The following is a 24,712-nucleotide window of genomic DNA, read 5'->3' on the forward strand; positions in this document are numbered from 1 at the left end:
AAGCCGGAAAGAGGCCGTCTTCGAAACCGTTATTTACGGTTCGAAAACAGCCTCCCCTGCACCAAAGAGCGGTCATGTTAGGATCGCTGTGCCCGGTGCTAACAACATTCATCGTTACAATTTCATCATCTTATCAGGATTCGTTCTTTAACTCGGGCAGCGGCTGCACAAGGAGATTGATCGGAAGGCTGCTTCCCGGCGCTGCCGTGAAGAGAAATTCCACCGTTTCCTCGTAGCTGCCTGTTCGATACAGCACGGCTGCATCGTTCGGAGCGGATACCGCTCCATTGCTCGTATTCGGCGTTTGAATAATCTTGCCGTTGACCATCATGGCACCCATGTATTTGCCGCCGCGCGGATTCAGCGTGATCAGCGTATTCGGCGCTACGCGGTGCAGCTTGATTTTGTACAGGACGCCGAAATTGCCGGCATTGGTTGTATAGGAGCCGTTAATCCCGTCGTATCCTTCCAGGTTCGGGTCATTCGTATTGTCCCCGATCGCAAGACGCCCCGGCTTGTTGCCTACAAGCTCGTAGGATTCGATGATTCTCGTCGAATCCGCATAGGATCCCCGATTATGCACACCGTCCGGCGACTGCAAAATCAGGTGAGGCAGCTTCTGGATCGGGTCTTTCGTTTCATCGATCATGATGACATCATAACGGATCGGCGCATCCGAATACAGGTCAGCGAGCATGGAAACAACCTGCCCGTTCTTCAGCGATTGGGCGCTTAGATCCTTCAGAATTACTCTGCTCTCCCCCGGAGCCATCGTGATGGATTGATAATCGGCCGATGACTGCATGGATTCCAGGTAACGAAGCACAGCCGCCTTGCCTGTTGCGGTCGGAATATTGATCGGTCCGCCCATGCCGGAATATTCGGTTGTCAGCCTTGTCGGTAAGCTGTTGATATTGGTGGCCACGACGTACATCTTCATATTTTTCCCGGTAGCGTTCATATGATGGATCATGAACCGGGTGCTGCCGTTGCCGGTCTCCCGATAAACGATCCCTTCCTGGTACACCGTCTCCGGCGAGTTGCTGCGGATCAGCATCGTCGGCTCGGAGCTTCGGGTAATCGGCAGCAAGTCCCAAGTCGGTACCACGGAGCCGTTGAATGAATAGCTATCGCCGATATCCGTAAACAATTGGTTGAACTGGTCTTGGGTATACAATACCTCGTTCGTCACGGTAATGACCTTCTCGTACGTGCTGGTCGCGCCTTTTTTATCCGTTACGATTAACCGGACTTTGTGCGAACCCGCGGTAAAGAACGCCTTTTCGTTATTTTCCCATTTGTAAGTCAGCTCATCGCCCGGGTCCTGGTCGTAGCTCTGGTCGATATAGGTGATTTTCTCACCCATCTTGTATTGTTCTTTGTCTGTCGTGAACATGGCGACCGGCGGCGTATTCGGTGCGAGGACCTGAATATTCAGCGTGTATGGATCGCTCCACTCGCCGCTTGAATCCTGAACCGAGTAGGTGACAGGGTAGGTGCCCGGCTGGCTAAACATCTCCTCCCGTCCCTCCCAGCGCTCATCCACAATGGGAAGTCCTGTCGGGGAATAGGCATTCGTCCGATACGTAACATAGGTCTCTCCGGCATAAATTTCGGCCGGCGACACGGTGAAGGACGCGATCGGCTTCGTGCTCAGGCTGAGTATAATGCGTTTGTTCGGCTGGTCCACCTTATAGGAAATATCCAGTGCCTGCGTAATGCTTGTCAGCGGTACCATGAACGTATTGTTGCTCTGATACGCAGGTCCCTTCATCGTTCTGCGTTCTCCGTTGACGGTGTACACGCTGCTGTTCGTTTTGAACCGAAGCTCGTCGCCGCCGCGGATAATAATCGTCTCCTTCGTCTTCGCGTCATAGGTAAGCTTAAGCCCTACCCGATTGACCAGCGATCGGATCGCGACGTAGGATACCCCCCGCTTTACGGCCATCGGCTGTCCGGCCTTATACATCTTGCCGCCTTGATACATAACGTCGCTGTTCATCATCAGGATCAGATCGTTAGGACCAAGATTCGGAAGGTTAGGCACCTGGCTGCCCCCGCTGCCGTCTCCCGGCTCAGGCTGCGTGCTTCCGCCGTCGCTGCTGCCTCCGTCTCCGCTGCCGCTACGGGACAGGTCAAGAATCACTTTCTTCTCGGATTGATTAACCGTATATGGAATATCAAGCGCTTGCGTAATCGAAGTTAATGGAACCATAAACACATTGTTGGAAATATAGGCCGGCCCCTTCATCGGGCGGACCTGTCCGTTTACTTTATAATTGCTGCTCCCTGTCTTAAAGCGGAGCTCATTGCCATCCTTGATGATAATGGTTTCCTTTGTCTTATTGTCAAAAGAGAGCTTAAGACCTGCACGCTCGACCATTGCCCGTACCGCTATATAAGATACGCCTTTCTTGACGGCCATCGGCTCCCCGGCCTTATAGCGCTGTCCGTTATGGTACATCACGTCACTGTTCATCAAAAGCACAAGCTCATTCTTGGAAGCCGGCGATGTTTCGGAGGTGCTCGATATGTTCGTATCGTTCCCGGTGTTACCGGAGCTATTCCCGGTCTCTCCCGAACCGTTCCCCTCTTCCTCTGCTTGCTGCTGATTCGCTGACTGTTTACTGTCTTGCTCCGTATCAACGGATGATGAAACTCCCTCGGCTTCATCCGGAATCGAATCCGCACTTTCTTGCTGTGCTGAATCCGTTTCTATTGAATCCGTTTCGACCGACTGTTCTTCTACTGACTGCTGTTCTGGCTGTACGTCTTGCTGATCCGTCTGCTGCTGCAGGCTTTGCTCACCTTGTTCCACCGCAGTGGACTGCAGCGTCGAACCGGCGGATTGGGCCGGAGCCGTCAAATCCGGTGATGCTGCCGCTGCCGGAACGGCTGCAAATACCTGTGCCGCAGCAAGGACGGTGATCAATGAGATTCTTCTGAAGTTCATCCTCTACTCCTTTAAAACTGCTTTATAGTCTCTACTGTCTCTATCAGACATACTATTAGACGCCATAAATCCTGAAAAGTTGCTATAAATGGTCAGGATAATAGTAAAACCGGAGCCCCCTCCAGGAGGATAGCTCCGGTTTTTCACGTGATTTAACGTTAATTATCGTGATTTAACGGTTTGCAACGTTCTGGTTATAGCTCCAGCCCAGCGGATAAGTCTCGCTGATTCCGACCGGGAGCCTGCCGCCCGGCTTTAGCTTACCGAGAAGCACATCCGCAGCGGCTTGCATGTAGTACGGTGTATTTTCATACGTGCACAAATACGCAGGAACCGGCGGGAGATCGATAAGATCGTACGGGTTGCGGGTCGCAACGACGATCAACGTTACGCCTTCGAGCGCGGACAGCCGCTCCACCAGCTTCTTCTGCCCCTCCGGAAGACGACTCTCGGAGGTATACGTAGCGACTACGATCTGCGTATAACCGCTCACCGCTTGAAGCGCCTGCTCTACCTCTTCATCGGTCATATTGGTGCCGACGCGCACATCATCCGCCTGGACCCCTCTACTTCTAAGCGCGTTGCCCAGCGTATAGCTCTTGCTCCATGCCTCATCAACCTGGGTTGCCTTAAGCAGCTCCGGCCAGATCACCGCTACTGGCTCCTCCGCCTGCAGCGGCAGCTGTCCCTCGTCCTTGACAAGCGTAATGCCTCTACCTGCAATATCGAACAGCAGCTGCTTCGTCTCCTCGCTCACCCGGGCTACGGGCTGAACCGGCAGCTCGGCTGCCAGCTTGGCATTACGCTCCTTCAAAGCCAGGATCCGGCCCACGGCAGCATCGATTTGCGCCATCGGAATTCTTCCGCTCCGGACAGCCTCGATGACAGCTGTAATCGCCGCGGTCTGCTCCGAGAGCGTATGGCTGACGAGCACACAGTCCGCCCCGGCCTGGATCGCGCGGATGGCGCCTTCTGGTATGCCGTATTCTTTGGAAATGGCGTGCATTTCCAGGCAATCGGTTACGATCAGTCCTTCGAAGCCCAGCTCCTCCCGGAGCAGTCCGGTCAACACCGCGCGGGACAAGGTGGCTGGCAGATCGCTCGGCTCAATCGCCGGAAAGCTGACATGGGCCGTCATAATCGCGTCTACCCCATGCTTGATCGCTTGGATGAACGGATACAGCTCCACCCGGTTCAAGCGCTCTCTGTCATGCGGAACCGACGCTCTGCCCAGATGGGAATCGACGCTCGTATCGCCGTGCCCGGGAAAATGCTTGGCCGTAGCGGATACGCCTTCTTCCTGATATCCTCTGATACTTGCCGCGCCAAGGGCTGCCACCGCTTCAGGATCCTCGCCGAAGGAACGCACCCCGATGACCGGATTGCGCGGATTATTGTTAACATCAAGGCAAGGGGCGAAGTTCATGTTTACGCCGAGGGAGCGCAGCTCGCGGGCTCCGATCCTTGCCACCTCATAGCAATCCTCCACGCTGCCTGAAGCGCCGAGCGCCATATTTCCAGGAATGCGGCTGATCCCGTCATGGTCAATGCGGGCAACCATGCCGCCCTCCTGGTCGATTGAAATCAACAGCGGGATGCTCTGCTTCTCCGCGGCCATGCGCTGGAGGGCTTCCGACAGCTCCGCAAGCTGCGGCAGGGTCTCCACATTGCGGCGGAAATAACAGATGCCGCCGATCTGATGCTGTTCGATCAATACTCTGGCATGCTCATTCGGTGTCAGCGCATTGAATCCGCAAATGAACATTTGTCCAACTTTTTGCTCCAAGGTTAAATCTGCTGCAGTCCACTTCATCGATTACGTACCTACTTTCTCTCATATTAGGGACTTCGCAGGCTAAGATGAAATCGAGCGCATGATGCATAAGCTGCCTGCAGCGTCCAGAATAAGTTCATACTGTTGCTTTGCCGGACATTTCCCGGAATTCGGACGGGGTCATGCCGGTCGCTTTCTGAAACACCTTCGTGAAATAGCGCCGCTCATGATAACCGACAAAGGAGCCGATCTGGGCAATGTTCTTATCACTGTTCACGAGGAGGAACTTGGCCGCCTCCATCCGCTGCTTCGTCAAATATTCGACAAAGGTCAGCCCCACGTGATTCTTGAACAGCAGGCAAAAGTAACTCGAGCTGATGCCCAAATGCTCCGAGAGCTCTTCAATGCCCAGGTCCTGCCCCATATTGGTATTGATATATTCCAGGGCGGAAGCGACCAGCTGCTCGGGCGTCTTCTTGGCGGTCTCCGGCCCCGGAACATCGTCGATCAGCGAAACGGTGCTGTAATACTTCTCTTTCGCCCTCTTCTTACGGATTTCCTCCCCGATCTCGCGCACCTTATTTTCCAGCTCGCCATAATGGATCGGTTTGCTGATATAATCCTTGACGCCGAGCTTAATCGCTTCCCTGGCATACTCGAATTCCTGATAGCCGGTAAGCAGTATGATTTCCGCGCGGCTCCCCTCTTCCCGAATTTTCGAAATGAATGTCAGGCCGTCCATCACGGGCATCCGAATGTCCGACAAAATCAGATCCGGCGTATACTGTTCGGCGATTTCCAATGCTTCCGTCCCGCTGCGGGCCAAACCGATCACCTTCATGCCCATCTCCTCCCACGGGAGCACCCTGTTCAGATTGTTCAAGATCGGAGCCTCGTCATCGACCAATAATACCTTCAACACGCTGCCCGTCCCCCCTATCATAATTGGGTATGACACATTGTATAACGGTGCCGCCGGGACGGCTCGAGCAGATAAACAGACCGTAATAATCGCCGTACTGAATGCGTATGCGGTCTGCTACGCTTCGCAGTCCAAGCCCGCGGCGTTCCTGATTCACCTTCAAATTCTGCAGCTTCGCCTGCTGCGACATCGAATCGTCATGCACCATATATTCAAACATCGACAGCTGCTCCGGGGTCATTCCAAGCCCGTTGTCCTCCACCCGGATGATAACATTGCCGAGTTCCTTCCATGCCGATATCCGGATGAGTCCCTTGTACGAGATTCCTTCAAATCCGTGCTGGATGCTGTTCTCCACCAGCGGCTGCAGCGTCAGCTTGAGGATGCGGCTGTGCATCAGCTCCTTCGGAATGTCGATTTCATAGTCGAACACATCCTCGAACCTGAACTTCTGGATCTCCAGATAGCTCTGCAGATGCTTGATCTCTTCCTCCAAAGTAATTTCTTCCTTGCCTTGTATGCTGATGCGCAGGATGCTCGCCAGCCGGTATACCATCTCGCTCACTTTGCGGCCTTCGTTTTGGATGGCAAGCACATTGATGGACTCCAGGGTGTTGAACAGGAAATGCGGCTTGATCTGCGCCTGCAGCACCCGCATCTCCGCTTCCGTCTTCTGCCGCTGCTCCTTCTTCACCTGCACGAACAGATCGTTGATCCGGTTCATCAGATTGTTAAAGCCTTTGGAGAGCAGCAGAAGCTCATCCTCGCCCTTCTCCTCGACTCTCGCATTCAGGTCTCCGTCCTCGACCCGGCGCATAAACCGGACAATGACGGCAATTGTCCCGGTAATCCGGTTCATGAACAGCCGGTTAAAGACGATTGCGGTGACAAGGCAGACGCCCATAATCACGAAGAACCACTTGGCAAACGACGTTACTTCCTGGGACAACGAGTTCCAATCGGTGAAGGAGACCAGATTCCAGCCGTAATCATTCAGGTGGTAAATGGAAACGATGTGCTCCTTCCCGTTGAACTTGGCCTTAAAGCTCTGGTAGCCTTGCTTGAACTCGACCTTATGCTTCATGTATTGCTTGATATTTTGTCCGTCCATGCTGTTCTCCGGATCAAACAGAACCAGTCCTTCATTATTCACGAGCATGAACGAGGTGTTTTGCAGATTGTTAGGTATCGTTAAATTGCGAAAGATTTCCTCGAACTCCCACTTCTTGATCTGGACGACCAATATGCCGAGCTTGCGCAGCGTCGTCACATCTTTGATCAGCCGAATCTGGGTAAATACCGGCTCTTCGCCTGTCAGCTCCTGAAATTCATGCGGGGCTAGCCACATGGGTCTTCCATTCAGCGCCACCACTTCATCATATAACGGGCTGCTCTTAAACTGGTCATACGGAAGCGTTCGGAAATTCTCTTTGCTGAAGATCGGAATCGGGGGCGACTCCCGGTTGAAATGATACAAAAAGGCATAGCTGATTGCAGGGTGGTTATATAGTAGATTTCGGAAGCTGCGCTGCCGGTCGTTCAATTTAAGCTGCTCCGCATTGGACTCCTTAATCAGGTTCTGATCGTTCGGATCCTTCGCATTCAGCGCCATTGCGAACACGGAGGTGGCAATCCCGTTGTCCGTGACGTATTCCATCTCCTTGAATACATTCAGAATGCTGTAGCTGATCGCCTTAAGCGAATATTCGGCTTGCTGGCTGTATTTTTCCTCAATCGAGTTATAGGTAATAAAAAAAGTAAATAGGCCCAGCAAAAACAACGGAATGATAATGAGTCCCAAAAAAGCCGTAAACAATTTGTTCCGCAGATTCATACGCATGCTCCCGCTTTCGTATTACCCCTTCACGCTTCCCGCGGTGACCCCTTCAATGATCTTCTCTTGAAGAATCGCATAGATGATCAGAACCGGCAGAACACTGAACACGATCCCCGCCGACATTTGGGCGTAGTTCATATTGTAAGCGTCCCTGAAACCGACCATCCCGACTGGAAGTGTTCGCAACTCGTCATTGGACAAGAAATAGTTAGCAAGCAAAAATTCGTTCCAATTCCCCAAGAAATTAATGATAAACACGGTTACGATAGCCGGAACGGTCAGAGGCAAGATAATTCTAGCAAACAAGCCCCCAGACCTCAATCCATCGATGACGGCGGCTTCCTCGATTTCTCCGGGCAGCGAGCGCATGAAGGCCGCAAGAATGATTACGGAGAAGGGAATCGCATTAGCCACGTAAGGCAGAATGAGCGCCATATGCGTATTAAGAATGTCCAATTGACGCATGATGCCATAGATCGGCAGCATCAAGGAGTTGTTCGGAATAAGCATGCCCAGCAGGATGCACTGGAAGAGGATGGCGCTGATCCGGTTGTAACGCATACGCGTAATGGCAAAGGCCAGCATCGCCGCGAACAGGATCGACAAGCATGCGGACAGCACGCCGATATACAAGCTGTTCCAGAAATAAGTGCTGATCTTCGCGTTCACCCAAGCATTGACATAATTGTCGAGCACGAAGGTGTCGGGCAGCCCGAACGGATTGGCCGCGATCGACTGGTTATCCGTCTTTACCGACGAGAACAGAACGAACAGGAACGGATACAAAATGACGAGCAGGTAAGCCATCAGGAAAATATGCGGGATCAGTTTCTTCATCGCTCTCATTTAGTATTCAATCCTTTCGTTGCGGCGTGCGATCAGTACCTGATAGAGCGCGGTAATGATCATCGTAAAGACGAAGATCAGAACGGCAATCGAATTGCCGAAGCCGTGCTTAAAGCTCGTAATGGCATAACGGATCATATAGGTTGCCATGACGTCCGTCGAGCCGGCCGGCCCGCCCTTGGTCATTACCAGGATAATATCGGCTGCTTTCATCGCCCCGGCGATCGACAGCATGATGACAACGGAGATGATCGGCATAACCAAAGGGAGCGTAATTTTCATGGCTCGCTGCCAGCCGGTGGCCCCGTCGATTGCCGCCGCCTCATCCAGCTCCTTGGGAATGGAGATGATTGCGGCCAGCACCATCACAATGTAGAAGCCGGTCCATTGCCAAGCGTTTGTGATCAAGATCGAGAGCATCGCCCAGTTTTTGTCGGACAGCCAGTAGATCGGCTCCACGCCAAACAGCCCGAGGAGTTGATTCATCAAGCCGAAGTCCGGATTATAAATGAAGCCCCACAGAATGCCGATGACGGCCGTCGACATGATCGACGGAGCGAATACGGCGGTTTTGTACAGTCCTTTCAACCGCTTCACATTGGCGATAAGGAGCGAGAAGATGACGATCAGCGGAACCTGGACCAAACATGAGAAAAGAATGAAATAGACATTGTTCTTAACCGATTTCCAGAACGCGACGTCCGACATGGCCGTAGCATAGTTATCGAATCCAATATACTTCACGTCCTTGGAAATGCCGTTCCAGCTCGTAAAGCTGTTGTCAATCGCCGTATAGATCGGGTAAATGAAAAAAGCCAGGAACAGGATGAATGCCGGCAGGACGAACAAGATGTAGATCAGAGGATTTCTCAGCGCTTTATTCATAGTAACCTCCGTATTGATGTCTGTCGTTTAGGCGAAAAGGCACCCCCATGACAGCGGGTAGTGCCTTGACTCGCCTGCACTTGATTATTCCTCCGCAGCGTTGGCTGCTTCTTGCGCCGCTTGAACGTTCTCCAGCATCTTCTGAGCGTCAAGCTCGCCGCCGATTACCTGCTGGATGCCCATGCTCAGCGCGGTGTTCACGTCAGCCTGCACGAGCGCGTCAAAGGCAGGGAAGGATTTGCCGATCTCGCTGACCCCTTTGAAAATATCCTGCATAAGCGGATCGTCGGACGTCGAGTTCATCGTTTCCAGATCCATCTTCATTGCCGGAAGCACACCGTCTTCCTTCAGACCGCGCAGCTGCATTTCATCGGTCCACATGTTCTTGATAAATTCCTTGACGGCCTGCAGCTTACGCGGATCATTGGCCACTTCGGCCGAGAAGCCGTAACCGTTATTCGCATCCTGCATGACGACGACAGGGTCGCCCGCATTTACAGGCGGCAGGTTGAAATAACCGATCTTGCCGACCATATCGCCAGCCTGCTCCGGATCACGGAATACCGAGTTGGCCCATGAGCCGTCCATCATCATGATAGCTTCGCCGGAGAGAATCTGGTTTCTCATGTCCGCATACTCGAATCCGAGCTCGCCCTTCTTGAAATAACCTTTCTCCACCCATTCCTGATGCTTCTTCACGCCTTCGACCACTTTCGGATCGGTCCACTTCGTTTCGCCGGTCTTGAAGCCGTACGTCACTTCCGGTCCTGCGTAGTAGCTCCACAGGTTGTTGGTAGTCATCAGCGGAATCCACGCGTCCTTCGAGGATTGCGCAAACGGGATTTTGCCGTCCGCCTTGATCGCTTCCGCGATTTGCTCCAGCTCGGCCAGCGATTTCGGAACGGAGAGGCCTTTCTGCTCGAAATATTCTTTGTTATAGAAAATACCTTCGATGGAGCCACCGATTGGCAATCCGTAGATTTTGCCATCGTGGGTGAAAGGATCCAGCGTCGTAAATTTGTCTTTAATGCCAAGCTCGTCAAGGATTGGCGTCAGATCGAGCATCAGCCCTTCCTTTGCATATACGCCTGCGTCCGGGCTTCCGAACACATCGAACACTTCCGGCGGCTTGCCGGCGGCCATCTCGCCTCTAAGCTTCTCTTTGCGGTTCACCTCCGAATCGACGGCATCCAGCTTGATCTTCAGGCCAGGCACCGCCGCCTCGGTTTTGCTGACGACGTCGTTCAGCAGCGCAAGACGGAATTTCTTGGATTCGCCCACTTGCGTGTGGCGGATCGTAATCTCAAACGGTTCGTTGCCCGCTGCACCGCCCGTACCGCCTGACGGCTTCTCGGCTCCCTTGTCTCCGCAAGCGGACAACAGCGCAGACGAGACGAATAGAAGCGACATGAGTAATGCCAGACCCTTTTTCTTCATTGTCTTTGACCCTCCAAAAGGTTTGTTTGTTTTTGTTACATCTTCATTATAGAAAGCGATTCCATTCTCCGATAGGTCGACATTATTCTATCTTAGGGATAAAATCTTCCACAAAAAACAGTGACCCTTCCATATTCAGGAAAGGTCACTGTCATTTATCTTGACACATTATGTGGCATTAATTCTGCTATAAAGGGATACCGGACTAAGCAGTACCTCAGATAACTTCTCCAATCAACCGGTATGCGCGCGCCACTTCCTCCTCTGTCGGCGAAGGCACGCCTTCCAGCGGATAGGCCATCCCAAGCTCCTTCCACTTGTACACGCCCATTTGGTGATACGGCAGGATTTCGAATTTATCCACGCCCTTAAGCGTGCGTATAAACTGCCCCAGATCGGCAAGATCTTCCTCTTCGTCGTGGATGCCCGGAACGAATACATGCCTGATCCACATCTTTTTTCCGTGGTCCGACAACCATCTGGCCATCTTCAGCGTGCGCTCATTGGATTTTCCTGTAAGCGCGATATGCTTGTCGTCGCGAATATGCTTAAGGTCCAGCAGCACAAGGTCTGTATAGTCCAACAGTTCCGCAATTTTATCCGGTTCGTTGTACCCGTTACTGTCCAAGGCCGTATGCAAGTTCCAGCGTTTCTTCACTTCCTTGAACAATTCGGCCACGAACGGGTATTGCAGCGTCGGCTCCCCGCCGGAAACCGTCAGCCCTCCGCCTGAACCGCGGTAATAGCTTAAATACGGCTCGATCTCCCGGCATACCTCCTCCACCGTCATCTCCTGACCTTCGTGCAACCCCCACGTGTCCGGGTTATGGCAGTATTGGCATTTTAACAGGCAGCCCTGCATGAAGAGCACGAAGCGGATACCCGGACCGTCCACCGTTCCGAACGTTTCTATGGAGTGTACATGGCCTTTCAGCATGGGGCATCATCCTTTCTGTATCCGCTTTGTCATTCGGGACATTCTCCCGCTGCTCGTGTTCCGGCTCTACCGGCCAAGTTTCGTATTATGCCTTTATCGCCTATCATCACATCGAACCGTGGAAGGTCCGGTTGATGACATCCAGCTGCTGCTCGCGGGTAAGCTTGACGAAGTTGACCGCATATCCGGATACGCGCACCGTCAGCTGCGGGTAGTTCTCCGGATGCTCCATCGCGTCGATCAGCTGCTCTCTGTCGAATACGTTGACGTTCAAGTGGTGGGCGTCATCGCCAAAGTATCCGTCCAGCATCGCTACGAGATTGCGGATGCGGGTATCGGCGTCCTTGCCCAGCGCCTTCGGCACGATCGAGAACGTATTCGAGATACCGTCGAGGCTGTCCTCGTACGGGAGCTTTGCAACCGACGTCAGCGAGGCGAGCGCTCCCTTCTTGTCGCGGCCGTGCATCGGATTCGCCCCTGGCGCGAACGGTTCGCCCGCTTTGCGACCGTCCGGCGTCGTTCCCGTTTTCTTCCCGTAAACGACGTTCGACGTAATGGTCAGCACCGACTGCGTCGGCATGGCATCCCGGTATGCCTTGTGCTTGCGGATCATGCTCATAAACGATTCCACCAGCTCCACCGCGATGCTGTCCACCTGGTCATCGTTGTTGCCGTAGCAAGGGAAGTCCCCCTCGATCTCGAAATCCACGGCAATCCCCTGCTCATTTCGAATCGGCTTAACCTTCGCGTGCTTGATGGCGCTCAGCGAATCCGCCGCTACGGACAGGCCGGCGATCCCGCATGCCATCGTCCGTAAAATATCCCGGTCATGCAGCGCCATCTCGATCCGTTCATAGCTGTATTTGTCATGCATATAGTGGATGACGTTCAGCGTATTCATATAAAGCTTCGCCAGCCATTCCATCATCGGCTTGAACCGCTTCATGACCTCGTCGTAGCTGAGAACCTCGGCCGTGATCGCCGGATATTCCGGGCCGACCTGGGCGCCGCTCTTCTCGTCCTTGCCGCCGTTAATGGCATATAGCAGCGCTTTGGCCAAGTTCGCCCTTGCGCCGAAGAATTGCATTTGCTTGCCGATTCGCATCGCCGAAACGCAGCAGGCGATCCCGTAGTCATCCCCGTAAATCGGGCGCATCAGATCATCGTTCTCGTATTGGATCGAGCTGGTTTCGATCGAAACCTTGGCGCAATATTTCTTGAAGGCTTCCGGCAGCATCTCGGACCATAGGACAGTCAGGTTCGGTTCCGGAGCAGGTCCCAGATTATACAGGGTATGCAGGAAGCGGAAGCTGTTCTTCGTCACGCGGGTAACGCCGTTTACGGACATGCCGCCGATCGATTCCGTCACCCAAGTCGGATCTCCGCTGAACAGTTCATTGTAGTCCGGCGTACGCAGGAATTTTACGATACGCAGCTTCATGACAAAATGGTCCACCAGCTCCTGAGCCGTCTCTTCCGTCAGCTTGCCCTCGGCGAGATCGCGCTCGATGTAAATATCAAGGAAGGAAGATACCCTGCCAAGCGACATCGCGGCCCCGTTCTGCTCCTTGATCGCCGCCAGATAGCCGAAATACAGCCACTGGAACGCTTCCTTCGCCGTATTGGCCGGTTTGGAGATGTCATAACCGTGCATGGCCGCCATTTCCTTCAGCTCTTTCAGCGCCCGGATCTGCTCCGACAGCTCTTCGCGCAGACGGATAACCGGCTCATCCATCGCGTCCACTTCAAGCTCGGCCAGCTCCCTAAGCTTATCCTGCACAAGCGCGTCGACTCCGTACAAGGCCACTCGGCGGTAGTCCCCAATAATGCGTCCGCGTCCGTAAGCATCCGGAAGGCCGGTGATGATTCCGGCTTTGCGCGCTGCCCGCATTTCGGAAGTGTATGCATCGAACACACCCTGGTTATGGGTTTTGCGGATATGGGTAAACATATCCACGATGCCCTGCGGCATTTCAAAGCCGTACGCATTACATGCGTCAATCATCATCCGGATGCCGCCGAACGGCTGAATCGAGCGCTTGAACGGCTCATCGGTCTGAAGTCCGACGATCTTCTCCTTCTCTTTGTCCAAATATCCCGGCTGATGGGAGGTGATCGTCGACGGCGTATTCACATCAACGTCCAGCACCCCTCCGGCCTCACGTTCCCTGCGGGTTAAATCGGATACGATGTCCCAGAGAGCCTTTGTGTTATCCGTCGGCCCGGCAAGAAACTCCTCGTTCCCCTCATAAGGCGTTATGTTTCTGGCAATAAAATCGTTGACGTCGACTCTCCTATTCCATTTCCCTGACTTAAAACCTCTCCAGCCTGCATACTGCTCCATCACCGACATTTCGAATCCCTCCTAGTTTTAAGCTGCGGCCTGCGGCAATACGCCGGGAACCCTCCGCACCGCGGGAAGTCTCTGGCTTTCAGATTCAAGCCCTTAAATGTGATTTATTTCACTAATTGAGGCGCGCCGGTTCCGTCTTTTGCCCGCAAGCTGCATTTGTAAAGATCCGAGATTCATCTCGCTTATTTTGTACACCCTTATTGTAACCCTGGTGGATCTTTACATCTGTGATATAAGTCACAAGGATGCAGCTTTTCGTGACTTTTATCACCCGAATTTGCAGGCCGGGGTTGGAAACAAATATGCAGCCTTCTGCTATCGGCTGACGTGGCCGGCAGAAGGCTGCATCCATCCCTCTAGGGTTTACTTACCCTTCGTCTCGTATGGTTAAAACCGTCCATAGAACGCGTTGCGATATACATCCGCAAGCTCCGACACGAGCGGCAGCTTCGGATTGCTCGTCGTACACTGGTCCTCAAACGCACGGTCGGCTAGCTCGTCGACGCGATTCTCGAAATCCTGTGGATCAATGCCAAGCTGCTGGAACGATTCTTCGATGCCGAGCTTGGCATTCAATTCCCGAATCGCAAGGATCAGACTATTGACGCCCTCCTCCGTCGTCCTAGCCGGCAGACCGAGAATCCGAGCGATCTCGGCATACCGCTGATCAGCCACAAAATGGGTATATTTCGGCCAAGCGGCGAATTTTGTCGGCTTCTTCGCATTGTAGCGGATGACGTGCGGCATAAGGATCGCATTCGTCCGGCCATGTGCGGTATGATACTGACCGCCCCATTTATGCGCAAGGCTGTGGTTGATGCCCAGGAACGCATTGGCGAAGGCCATGCCGGCCAGCGTCGAGGCATTATGCATTTTTTCCCGGGCCAGCTTGTCGCCGGTAAGCGCCGATTGCTCCAGATACTGGAATACGAGCTGAATGGCCTTGATGGCAAGCCCATCCGTATAATCGTTCGCCATGATCGAGACATAGGCTTCGATGGCATGCGTCAGCACGTCCATGCCGGTGTCGGCGACGGCGGTCTTCGGCAGCGTGTAGACAAATTCCGGATCAATGATCGCCACATCCGGCGTCAGCTCGTAATCGGCTAGCGGGTATTTGGTGTGCCCGGAAACTTTATCCGTGATTACGGCGAAGCTCGTGACCTCCGAGCCTGTGCCCGATGTAGTGGGAATGGCAACGAACTTCGCTTTCTGGCCAAGCTTCGGATACTTATACACCCGTTTGCGGATATCCATAAATTTCTGCTTCAGATCTTTGAAATCGGCATCCGGGTGCTCATAGAACAGCCACATCGCTTTCGCCGCATCCATCGGCGAACCGCCGCCGAGAGCAATGATGCAGTCTGGCTGGAACCTGTTCAGCATTTCGGTTCCCCGTTCAACCGTAGTCGTTGAAGGATCCGGTTCGACCTCCGAGAACACCTCGATCGCTACGGGCGCTCTTCGCTGCCGCAAGTAATGCTCAACCCGCTCCACGTACCCGAGCTTCACCATCATCGGGTCGGTGATAATGGCAATGCGCGATATGCCCGGCATTTTGGCAAGATACTGGGTGGAGCCTTTTTCGAAGTATATTTTATCCGGGACTTTAAACCACTGCATATTCACGGTTCTGCGGTTCACCCTTTTCACGTTGATCAGATTAACGGCCGTTACGTTGGAAGAGGTTGCGTTGCGTCCGTACGAGCCGCACCCCAGCGTCAGGGATGGAAGATTCGTATTGTAGATATCCCCGATTCCGCCCTGCGAGGACGGCTGGTTCACCAGAATGCGGCAGGTTTTCATGCGGCTCGAGAACGCCCGGATCACATCCTCATTATGCGAATGAATGACGGACGTATGTCCCATCCCTCCGAAGGCGACCATTTCCTCCGAACGTTTGATGCCTTCCTGCGCGTTTTTGACACGGTAGCACGCCAGCACAGGGCTCAGCTTCTCCACGGACAGGGGATAGCCCGGCCCGACGCCGTCCAGCTCGGCTACCAGAATCTTGGTGCCTGCCGGGACATCAAGGCCGCATTGCTCGGCAATCTTAACCGCCGGCTGACCGACGATCGCCGGATTGACCGCGCATTTGTCGGATATCATGGCCTTAACCGACAGCTTCACGGTTTCTTCCTTGTTCATAAAATAGCAGCCGGCCGCCATCATTTTCTTCTTCACTTGCTCAAACACGGGCTCCTCGATAATGACAGCCTGCTCCGACGCGCAAATCATCCCGTTGTCGAACGTCTTCGATAAAATCAGGTCATTCACGGCCTGGTCGAGATCCGCCGACTTCTCGATAAAGCACGGCACGTTTCCCGGACCGACGCCGAGTGCCGGCTTGCCGCAGCTGTAAGCCGCTTTTACCATGGCGGAACCGCCGGTTGCCAATATGCACGCCACGTCCGGATGATGCATTAAAGCATGGGTTTTCTCCATGGACGGCTCCTCAATCCATTGAATGCAATCCGCCGGGGCTCCATGCTTACGCGCGGCCTCCAGCAAAATGGCAGCAGCCTCCCGGCTGCAAGCCTGTGCCGACGGATGGAATCCGAAAATGATCGGGTTGCGCGTCTTGATCGAAATCAGTGCTTTGAAGATGGTGGTTGAGGTAGGGTTCGTTACGGGGGTGATCCCCATGATGATCCCGATCGGCTCGGCGATCTTTTGGAACTGGTCGTACGGGTTATCCTCTATCACGCCCACCGTTTTGTCGTATTTAATATTGTTATGGATGTACTCTGTTGCAAACAGGTTTTTGATGATCTTATCTTCGTATACGCCGCGTCCGGTTTCTTCGACCGCCATTTTTGCCAGCTGCATATGCTTCTCGAGCCCGGCCATCGCCATCGCATGCACGATTCGGTCGACCTGTTCTTGGTCCAGCTCCATAAACTGCGCTTGAGCCCGGTTCGCCCGGTCGATTAAGCCCTGTACGTATTGTTCAGCCGTTTGTTCTTTGACTTTGGTTTCTGCGGATGCTTTGGTTTCTCCAGGTGCTTTGCTTACAGCCATCTCTCTCATCCTCCCATGATTTTCTGTTTGGTTGCTTTCGCGGTTGTTTATTGGTTTCTGTTGTCTACGGTTCGATCGTAACATAGCGTCTCATAATATTATGTGAATTATTTCACATATTATTGGTTCGGCTATATATTTTTATGATTCATGACATCCTCTTCGGAATTGGCTATCCGATATCTGTCGCGACCGGAGTGGCGCAAGGCCGAGAAAAGGTTAAGAGGATCCTCCCTATACGTGAACTAGATCACAAAGTTTGAAAATTCGCCACTATTTTCCTCCCAAATACCCTTTCAAGTGATTTTTTTCACGTTATAATGGAGGTAACAAATCATTCAAGATTGAACTGATCAAATTTAAAGATGTTAGGAGATACCGACATGAATACTGTAGACAACGTTTTAGAACTAGAAAGCTTAGGGAATATCCAGTGCTTCTCGGAACAAAATCGAAACCGTCTGCTGGTTACCATGAAGGAACGCGCACTCCCTGAAGGCTCGCATTTGTTCTGGGAAGGCGACTTGGCCGACAAGCTTTACTATGTAAAGCAGGGACGGATCAAATTAACGAAAACGACCGATGAAGGCAAAGAGCTTATTCTATATATGTATCATCCGGGTGATCTGATCGGGCATGCCGATCCATTCATCAGCAGCAACCACAGCTACTCGGCTGAAGTGCTGGAAAGCAGCGTGGTCGGCGTCATCGAGAACAAGGATCTGGAGCTGCTGGTTTGCCAGCATTGCGACTTCGCGATTGATTTCATGAAGTGGATGGGCGTCCACCACCGGATTACCCAGACCAAATTTCGGGATCTGATGATGTACGGCAAACCAGGGGCGCTGTGCTCGACGCTGATCCGTCTTGGCAATACGTACGGGCAGGAGCAGGCTGACGGAAGCACCTTGATCAACAAAAAAATTACCCATACGGACCTATCGAACATGATCGGAGCCACGCGCGAGAGTGTCAACCGCATGCTAAGCGATCTCCGCAAAAAAGAAGCGATCGAGTATGCAGGCGGGCTGATCGTCATTAAAGACTTGTCGATGCTGCAGGAAATCTGCCACTGCGAGCTGTGTCCGAAGGAAATCTGCCGGATCTAGGGTGACTTGGTCACCCTGCGTGGCATGCGCTGCGCCTTCACAAGTCCCTTTTAGGGACTTGTTTGCTCCTCTGGCGCGCATTGCGCCACTACAAGTCCCTTTTGGGGACTTGTTTGCTCCTCTGGCGCGCATTGCGCCACTACAAGTCCCTTTTGGGGACTTGTTTGCTCCTCTGGCGCGCATTCCACCGCTACAAGTCCCTTTTGGGGACTTGTTTGCTTCTCTGGCGCGCATTGCGCCACTACAAGTCCCTTTTCGGGACTTGTTTGCTTCTGTGGCGCGCATTGCGCCTTCACAAGTCCCTTTTGGGGACTTGTTTGCTCCTCTGGCGCTCATTGCGCCACTACAAGTCCCTTTTGGGGACTTGTTTGCTCCTCTGGCGCACATTTCACCTCCACAAGTCCCTTTTCGGGACTTGTTTGCGCCTGTGGCGCGCTTTACGCTCCCCCAAGTCCCCTTTCGGGACTTGTTCACTGGCGCTCCCCCCTCTTCGATCCTCCCATCCCCACCGCCGTGCATAATCTGCCTGTCTTTGCCCACAATAATCCCTGTCTTTCCAAAACCATTTCAAAGGGAGTGTAACGCATGCGTGAAGGTTTGATTCCTGCTGTTCTCGGAACTGTAGTTTCTGCTTCAGGCGCCGCTCTGCTTTGCAGCAAGTATAAACTTGCCGCAACCGGTATTCTTGGCTTCGGACTGGCCCATGTCGTGCTGGGTGCGATTGACCTGGTGGAACACCGGTAAGGATTTGGAGGACATTACGCGCAGCAATCCTGCCTGACATCTTCTGCCGCGAGGGACTTCAAGGCAAGAGACGGGCAGGGCTGCGCACTTTGCACTGCATACAAAAGCGGACCCCGCCCTTTGGCGTAGAGTCCGCTTTTTTTCGTTACCGGATGTTTATATGAGACGCAATAGAAAAGATATCAGATTCGGCCTGCTTTAAACCCTTGGTGCACTTTGATTACTTCTACTTTTGTTATACTACAAGTGACTGTTTGAAATACTTGAGGCTGCTTTTTAAAAACCCGGTATTTTCGTTTAGCCTGAAGCTTGCTGCTTCTTGCTTCCTTTCGGAGTTGAAATAAACCAATACGCGCTGCCGACAAACAGCCCGCCCCCAACAATATTGCCGAGCGTTACCGGAATCATGTTGCTGATCCAGCCGGCGACAGACACCGTCTCCGGATGTCCCGGCAGAATATTGGCAAGTGTAAGCAGCGTCATGTTTGCAACGCTGTGCTCGTAGCCCGTAGCAATAAAGGCAAACAAGCACCACCAGATCAAGATCAGTCTGGCGACCTCGTTTTTCGCTCTCATGCCCGTCCAGATGGCCAAGCAAACCAGCCAGTTGCACAGGATTCCCCGGAAAAACAGCTCCATGAACGGGTCGTTCATTTTCTTAGCTGCTGCCGTAAAGATGAGGTGATCGGCCGGAATGCCCTTGAAAAGACCGGTGGCCGCAACCAGATAACTAAGCAGCACTGCCCCTGCTATATTACCGATGAACACGATCCCCCAGTTTTTAAGCGTATCCAGGGTGGTTGTTTTTCCGGATAACGTGCTCATGGTGAATACCATATGATTGCCGGTAAAAAGCTCCGATCCGGCGAATACGACCAGCGTCAGCGCGATGCCGAACGCAGCCCCCATAACGAGAGATTGAAACGGCGAGCCATCCGCGGCGAGCGGAGCCCCCAGCTTAAATATCAGCACAATGCCGATGCCGACATAGGCGCCGGCGAGCATGGTTGAGACGATATAGCGCAGCAGACTTTCATTCATCATTTCTTTCTTCTTGACCGCTGTCTGGACGACGGCTTCCACGTCGCTTGCGAACATGGGACAACACCTCTTATTCTGTCGGTTTGATGATGCGATGGAGAATTACCGCTTCGTGAGGCAAAGCTCGACCCTTCCTTCCCGTTCCCGGACAGGATAGGTTCGCACGTTCCCTGAATCGGGCGCCTGAACGTTACCTGTCACCAGCTCGATTTTCCAATCGTACAGCGGGTCGTAAATATAATGCCCGGACAGTATTGCCTCCGCCAGCGGGCCCCCTTTCGGGTGCGGATTGTTGTTGTCCAGCGCGAACCATCGATGATCGGAGGTCCGGAAGACGGCGATCTCCTGCTCGCCGACCCTTACGACCCTGCCGATCTGGGGCAGAAAATCCTCAGCCTGCCCGATAACTACGTATTGACTACTTTCCATATAGGATCAACCTCCATGTACAACGTTTGCCATGTATGCATGAGCACGAATAGCCGGACCAATATTCCGAAGACCCATGCAACTGTGAAACATCTCTATAAAAAACTTATAACATTCTGCTGCGCCGGAACATGCGACGCGTTTCTTACGTCAATCCGGTGCTTCAACTGCGATTAACCCATCCCCCAGGTCTGATCGAGCACGAGGCCATGACGCTGATCCGGCGTTTGGCCGAGTGCAGGCAGCGGTATAGACCTGCTTGCATGGCCCTGCTCACCCGGATACCGAACCAAGGGTTCAACGGGAATGTCTGGGGCGATAAGCGCTAGTGTACTCAAGTTACTCGCCCCATGCCGGACTCGCCCGAATCGCCGCGGCTATGTCGCGACGACCGGCTGCACGTCGCGGTACAATACATCCCGAAGCTTGTCATCTTCCAGCACTTTTTTCCAAGGATCCGACAGCTGCGACAACGCCAGCTCGATTCGCTCCACGAGCTCCTTGCGCTGTTCCGTGTTATGAAGGACCGCCTCGCGAATCGCCTCAAGACCAAGCCGTTCGACCCATTCCGAAGTCCGCTCCAGATAATTTCCCGTCTCTCGGTAATACTGCATGAGGGCTGCGCATATTTCGATCAGCTCTTCATCGGTCTTCACCTTGCAGAACGAATCAGCGAGCCGCGCCTTCGTTCCCCCGTTGCCGCCGACAAAGATTTCCCAGCCGCCGTCATTGCCTACAATGCCGATGTCCTTCGTGCAAGCTTCGGCACAGTTGCGGGGACATCCGTTCACCGCCATTTTGAATTTGGCCGGAAAGTCCAGCCGCTCGAACTTCCGTTCGAGGTAAGCGCCCATTCCCATCGAGTCCTGCGTGCCGAATCGGCAAAATTGCGAGCCGACGCAGGTCTTGACGGTCCGGAGCGATTTGGCATAGGCATAACCGGAAGGCATATCCAGCTCCTCCCACACCTTCGGCAAGTCCTCTTTCTTGACGCCGACCAAGTCCAGACGCTGTCCTCCCGTCACCTTGACGACCTTGACATTATACTTTAAGGATACGTCCGCAATTTTCTTCAGCGCCTCCGGAGTTGTCACGCCGCCGTACATACGAGGGACAACCGTATACGTGCCGTCCTTCTGGATGTTGGCGTTCATCCGCTCATTCACGAACCTCGACTCGCGCTCCTCCCGGTGCGTCAGCGGGTTCAGCATGGTCAGATAGTAGTTTAGCGCCGGACGGCATTTCGAGCACCCTTCCGGATTGCTCCAATCCAGAACATGCATGACCTCTTTCGTGGTGGTCAAGCCTTTGGCCCGGATCTCCGCAACGATGGTATCCCGGTCGAGCGTCGTGCACGGGCAGATTCCCTGCTTGGCTGCCGTCGTAAAGCCGTCTCCCAATACGCTCTGGAGAATCTTCTCTACCACAGGCTTACAACCGCCGCAAGACCGCGTCGCCCCGGTGCATGCCTTGATCTCATCCACGGTGGTCATTCCCTGAACCGTGATGGCGTCCACGATTGCTTTCTTTGTCACGCCGTTGCAGCCGCACACGATTTCGTCGTCAGGCATTTGCGCGATGCGCGTCGCTGCGTCCGCCCCTTTTCCGGCACAGCCGCCGCCCATGATCGAGTGATAGATGTCGTCGGTCATCTGCGCCTTTTTTCGTATCAAAGACTGCAGATTGGCCGATTCGCTCACATCCCCGAACAAAATGGCACCTACGATCATTCCGTCCCTGAGCAGGATTTTCTTATAGGTTTTCTTCCAATCATCCTTGGCGAGAACAACGTCATGCTCCGGCTGCTCGATAAATTCCCCGGCCGAGAATACGTCTACTCCGCTAACCTTTAATTTGGTCGACACAATCGACCCTTCATACGGAGGGGTGTCCACGCCGCATAACCGCTTGGCCAGCACTTGTCCTTGCTCGAATAACGGCGCAACAAGCCCGTAGCATACGCCGCGGTGCTCGCAGCATTCGCCGACGGCGTACACATCCTGCATCGAGGTTCGCAGATGGTCGTCCACGACGATGCCCCGCCGGACCTCGATCCCGCTCGCCTGCGCTACCTCCGTATTGGCACGGATGCCGACAGCCATGACGACCAAATCCGCGTCCAGCTCATCGCCGTCCTTGAAACGAAGACCGGTTACCCGCGTTTTCCCCAATACCTCAACCGTCTGTTTTCCTAATAAAAAGCGGATGCCCTGCTGCTCAAGCTCATGCTGCAGCATCTGCGCCGCCACGGAATCGAGCTGGCTCTCCATAAGATCGTTCATCAGATGCACAACGGTCACGTCCATGCCGAGACTCACGAGGCCTTTGGCAGCCTCCAATCCCAGTAATCCCCCTCCGATGACCGCAGCTTTCCGGTACGTTTTCGCTGCCTGAAGCATCCGGGTGCAGTCGGCGATATTTCTAAAGCCGATAACGCCTTCTTTGTCGCTGCCGGGTACCGGCAATATGAAGGGCTTGGATCCCGTTGCGATTATGACATGATCATAGGGAACAGCCATCCCGTTGTCCGTCATGACAACCTTGGCGGCTTCATCAATCCGCTGCGCGCTTGTTCCCGTATGCAGCGTAATTCCGTTATCTTCATACCATTTCCAATCATTCAAGACGATGTCATCCAGCGTTTTGCTGCCTTCAAGCACATAAGAGAGCATAATCCGGTTGTAATTCGGGTGCGGCTCCTGGCCGATCACGGTAATATCGAATGCCCCGCTAAGCTTTAAAATTTGCTCGACCGTGCTGATTCCTGCGATCCCGTTGCCGATGACCACTAGCTTTTGTTTTTTTGCTGCTGGCATGGTTATTCCTCCCACACTGTATTGTTGCGTTATCCCCATCCAATCCTTTCAAATTGATTATATCGTCTTATGCCCGAATTATTTGTGATATATTTCACACTCTTAGTTAAAATTTTTAATACTCAGCAAAAATAACCCCGCCTCAACAGGAAGGCAAGGTTTCATCCTTTCGAATGCCTATATCATGCGGGCTTCCATGAACTCCCGTCTTCCGTTCGTTTTCAAATAGGGCATAATCCCCGCATATCCGGCAGCGTTCAGGTTCACTCCGGTCACCCAATTGCCTGCAAGCTCTTCCCCCTGGGCCCCGGCGATGACCACCGGTGCGGGAATCAGCTCCTGATACAGCGGAATCCCCGCCCGGATCGCCTTAAATGCTTTCCCGCTCTGCAAGAAGGGAATTGCACTGCTGTACGTAGGCACGAAATACTTGCCGATCACTTCAAGCTCCTCTCCGTCATAAAAGGGCTCCCCGCCTATAAACGGATGCAGCATGAGGATATTTTCATAATGCGACCAGATGAGCATCTGCAGCAATCGCCTCGCCCCGCTGCCTTCCAGTCTGTCTCCGATCTGCACGCCGTACTTCTCATAATCGATAAATTTCCAGCCGCGCGGACCCTTCACCCATTTCTGAAACATGCCTCCGCCCTCTCCGCTCCGTCCGGGTTGATCTGGGCTTGTTCCTTTTAAAACCGTCAACCGCTCCTCAACGGCATGCTGGCCCAGCATATGGCGAGTCTTCTCCACAATATGCCTAACCTTGAGCGAAGCGTTTGCAAGCTCGGCGATGTCTTCTTGTCCATATTGAAAATAGGAAATATAGCCGCGTTCCATCATTAAGATCGCCTCCTTCAACTGGCGTCAAGCGGATCTACTGACATCATATAAACGAACGGCGGGGCAGGTGCATGTCCGGTTAGGTTTTCCCGTTTTTTTCTTTCCAATCCCCCATCTAGCTGCATAAGAAAAACGTCTACCGACACACGCTCAAAGGAGACAGACCTCGTTTCGCGGTCGTTTCTCTTGTGATATCAGCCGGCAAATCCTCCGGAACGTTTATAGATCTGATATTCAATAAAAAAGAACCCTGATATGAGTTGTTCTCATGTCAGGGTTCCGCTAGTGATGGGAACGCCGCCAATGGATCATTTCTCGACCCATTGTTCAGCCCAGGAAGCAATCTGCTCCATGACCGGGCGAAGCGCTTTGCCTTTCTCCGTAAGCTCGTATTCAATACGAACCGGCGTTTCGGGGTACACATGTCGAATCAAAATTCCTTCGCATTCCAGATCCTTCATCCGCTCCGACAGCATCTTGTCACTCATGGACGGAATCAGATTGGAGATGTCTTTAAAACGCTTCGGACCGCTCATCAACGTCTGGATAATCAATCCGTTCCACCGTTTACCCAGAAAAGAAAACGCGGATTCAAAGCGGGGACACAGCGAAATGTTTGTAACTTCCATATCCTTTCACCTCTTTACGAAGTCACCTTGTGTTCAAAAAGTTATTCGTTTATCGTGAGATCGAAAAACTTACGATTAGTTAGTATGTTTCATTTTAACACATTTTCGGGAAGCTGAAAACCACCTGGCCCCTTTTTCC

At 53.2% G+C, this 24,712-nt stretch carries 18 protein-coding genes; 2 read left to right on the forward strand and 16 right to left on the reverse strand.

Annotated elements, in window-relative coordinates:
* Positions 1 to 133 precede the first annotated feature (133 nt).
* From MKX76_RS12625 to adhE, 10 genes are all read right to left on the reverse strand, one after another.
* The gene (locus MKX76_RS12625) at positions 134 to 2,953 is read right to left on the reverse strand and encodes a stalk domain-containing protein (protein ID WP_028403699.1); all 2,820 of its coding nucleotides are present in this window, start codon (positions 2,951 to 2,953) and stop codon (positions 134 to 136) included.
* 172 nt (positions 2,954 to 3,125) lie between these two features.
* Positions 3,126 to 4,766: a glycoside hydrolase family 3 protein gene (locus MKX76_RS12630; protein ID WP_028403700.1), complete on the reverse strand. Its 1,641-nt coding sequence runs from the start codon at positions 4,764 to 4,766 to the stop codon at positions 3,126 to 3,128.
* Between the two features lie 97 nt (positions 4,767 to 4,863).
* Positions 4,864 to 5,649 carry a response regulator transcription factor gene (locus MKX76_RS12635; RefSeq protein ID WP_007129692.1) on the reverse strand — a complete coding sequence of 262 codons (786 nt, stop codon included), beginning with the start codon at positions 5,647 to 5,649 and terminating at the stop codon, positions 4,864 to 4,866.
* Complete coding sequence (locus MKX76_RS12640; RefSeq protein ID WP_028403701.1) at positions 5,624 to 7,483, reverse strand: cache domain-containing sensor histidine kinase; 1,860 nt, start codon at positions 7,481 to 7,483, stop codon at positions 5,624 to 5,626. Before MKX76_RS12640 ends, MKX76_RS12635 begins: the two co-directional genes overlap by 26 nt.
* Positions 7,484 to 7,504: 21 nt before the next feature.
* Complete coding sequence (locus MKX76_RS12645) at positions 7,505 to 8,332, reverse strand: carbohydrate ABC transporter permease (protein ID WP_007129690.1); 828 nt, start codon at positions 8,330 to 8,332, stop codon at positions 7,505 to 7,507.
* Complete coding sequence (locus MKX76_RS12650; RefSeq protein WP_007129689.1) at positions 8,333 to 9,217, reverse strand: carbohydrate ABC transporter permease; 885 nt, start codon at positions 9,215 to 9,217, stop codon at positions 8,333 to 8,335. It abuts the gene before it with no gap.
* 84 nt (positions 9,218 to 9,301) lie between these two features.
* A complete protein-coding gene (locus MKX76_RS12655) occupies positions 9,302 to 10,654 on the reverse strand; it encodes an ABC transporter substrate-binding protein (RefSeq protein ID WP_341033877.1) in 1,353 nt (450 codons plus the stop codon).
* A 217-nt stretch (positions 10,655 to 10,871) separates the two neighbouring features.
* Positions 10,872 to 11,591 (reverse strand): pyruvate formate-lyase-activating protein, encoded by a 720-nt coding sequence (pflA, locus tag MKX76_RS12660; protein ID WP_007129687.1) that lies wholly within the window; start codon positions 11,589 to 11,591, stop codon positions 10,872 to 10,874.
* Positions 11,592 to 11,697: 106 nt separating this feature from the next.
* On the reverse strand, positions 11,698 to 13,944 hold the full coding sequence (gene pflB / locus MKX76_RS12665; protein ID WP_285852556.1) for a formate C-acetyltransferase: 2,247 nt from the start codon (positions 13,942 to 13,944) through the stop codon (positions 11,698 to 11,700).
* Positions 13,945 to 14,331: 387 nt separating this feature from the next.
* Entirely contained in the window at positions 14,332 to 16,965 is a 2,634-nt protein-coding gene (gene adhE, locus MKX76_RS12670; RefSeq protein WP_341033879.1) for a bifunctional acetaldehyde-CoA/alcohol dehydrogenase, read from the reverse strand.
* Between the two features lie 383 nt (positions 16,966 to 17,348).
* Here adhE and MKX76_RS12675 point away from each other — a divergent pair, with 383 nt between their 5' ends.
* Together MKX76_RS12675 and MKX76_RS12680 are read left to right on the forward strand one after the other, a co-directional pair.
* Positions 17,349 to 18,074, forward strand: a complete 726-nt coding sequence (locus MKX76_RS12675) for a Crp/Fnr family transcriptional regulator (RefSeq protein WP_007129684.1) — start codon at positions 17,349 to 17,351, stop codon at positions 18,072 to 18,074.
* 585 nt (positions 18,075 to 18,659) lie between these two features.
* Complete coding sequence (locus tag MKX76_RS12680) at positions 18,660 to 18,818, forward strand: hypothetical protein (protein WP_007133071.1); 159 nt, start codon at positions 18,660 to 18,662, stop codon at positions 18,816 to 18,818.
* Between the two features lie 297 nt (positions 18,819 to 19,115).
* Here the strand turns inward: MKX76_RS12680 and MKX76_RS12685 are convergent, their stop codons facing one another.
* The 6 genes from MKX76_RS12685 to MKX76_RS12710 form a co-directional block, all read right to left on the reverse strand.
* Entirely contained in the window at positions 19,116 to 19,916 is an 801-nt protein-coding gene (locus MKX76_RS12685; RefSeq protein WP_341033880.1) for a formate/nitrite transporter family protein, read from the reverse strand.
* Positions 19,917 to 19,961: 45 nt separating this feature from the next.
* The gene (nirD, locus tag MKX76_RS12690; RefSeq protein WP_341033881.1) at positions 19,962 to 20,288 is read right to left on the reverse strand and encodes a nitrite reductase small subunit NirD; all 327 of its coding nucleotides are present in this window, start codon (positions 20,286 to 20,288) and stop codon (positions 19,962 to 19,964) included.
* A 173-nt stretch (positions 20,289 to 20,461) separates the two neighbouring features.
* Complete coding sequence (locus tag MKX76_RS12695) at positions 20,462 to 20,626, reverse strand: hypothetical protein (protein ID WP_341033882.1); 165 nt, start codon at positions 20,624 to 20,626, stop codon at positions 20,462 to 20,464.
* A 39-nt stretch (positions 20,627 to 20,665) separates the two neighbouring features.
* Positions 20,666 to 23,104: a nitrite reductase large subunit NirB gene (gene nirB, locus MKX76_RS12700; protein WP_341033884.1), complete on the reverse strand. Its 2,439-nt coding sequence runs from the start codon at positions 23,102 to 23,104 to the stop codon at positions 20,666 to 20,668.
* Between the two features lie 177 nt (positions 23,105 to 23,281).
* Positions 23,282 to 23,944 (reverse strand): hypothetical protein, encoded by a 663-nt coding sequence (locus tag MKX76_RS12705; protein WP_007133075.1) that lies wholly within the window; start codon positions 23,942 to 23,944, stop codon positions 23,282 to 23,284.
* Between the two features lie 308 nt (positions 23,945 to 24,252).
* Positions 24,253 to 24,573, reverse strand: a complete 321-nt coding sequence (locus MKX76_RS12710) for a winged helix-turn-helix transcriptional regulator (RefSeq protein ID WP_007133076.1) — start codon at positions 24,571 to 24,573, stop codon at positions 24,253 to 24,255.
* Between the last annotated feature and the right edge of the window lie 139 nt (positions 24,574 to 24,712).

Source organism: Paenibacillus sp. FSL R5-0810 (genome assembly GCF_038002285.1).
GTDB classification, from domain to species: Bacteria; Bacillota; Bacilli; order Paenibacillales; family Paenibacillaceae; genus Paenibacillus_AQ; species Paenibacillus_AQ lactis.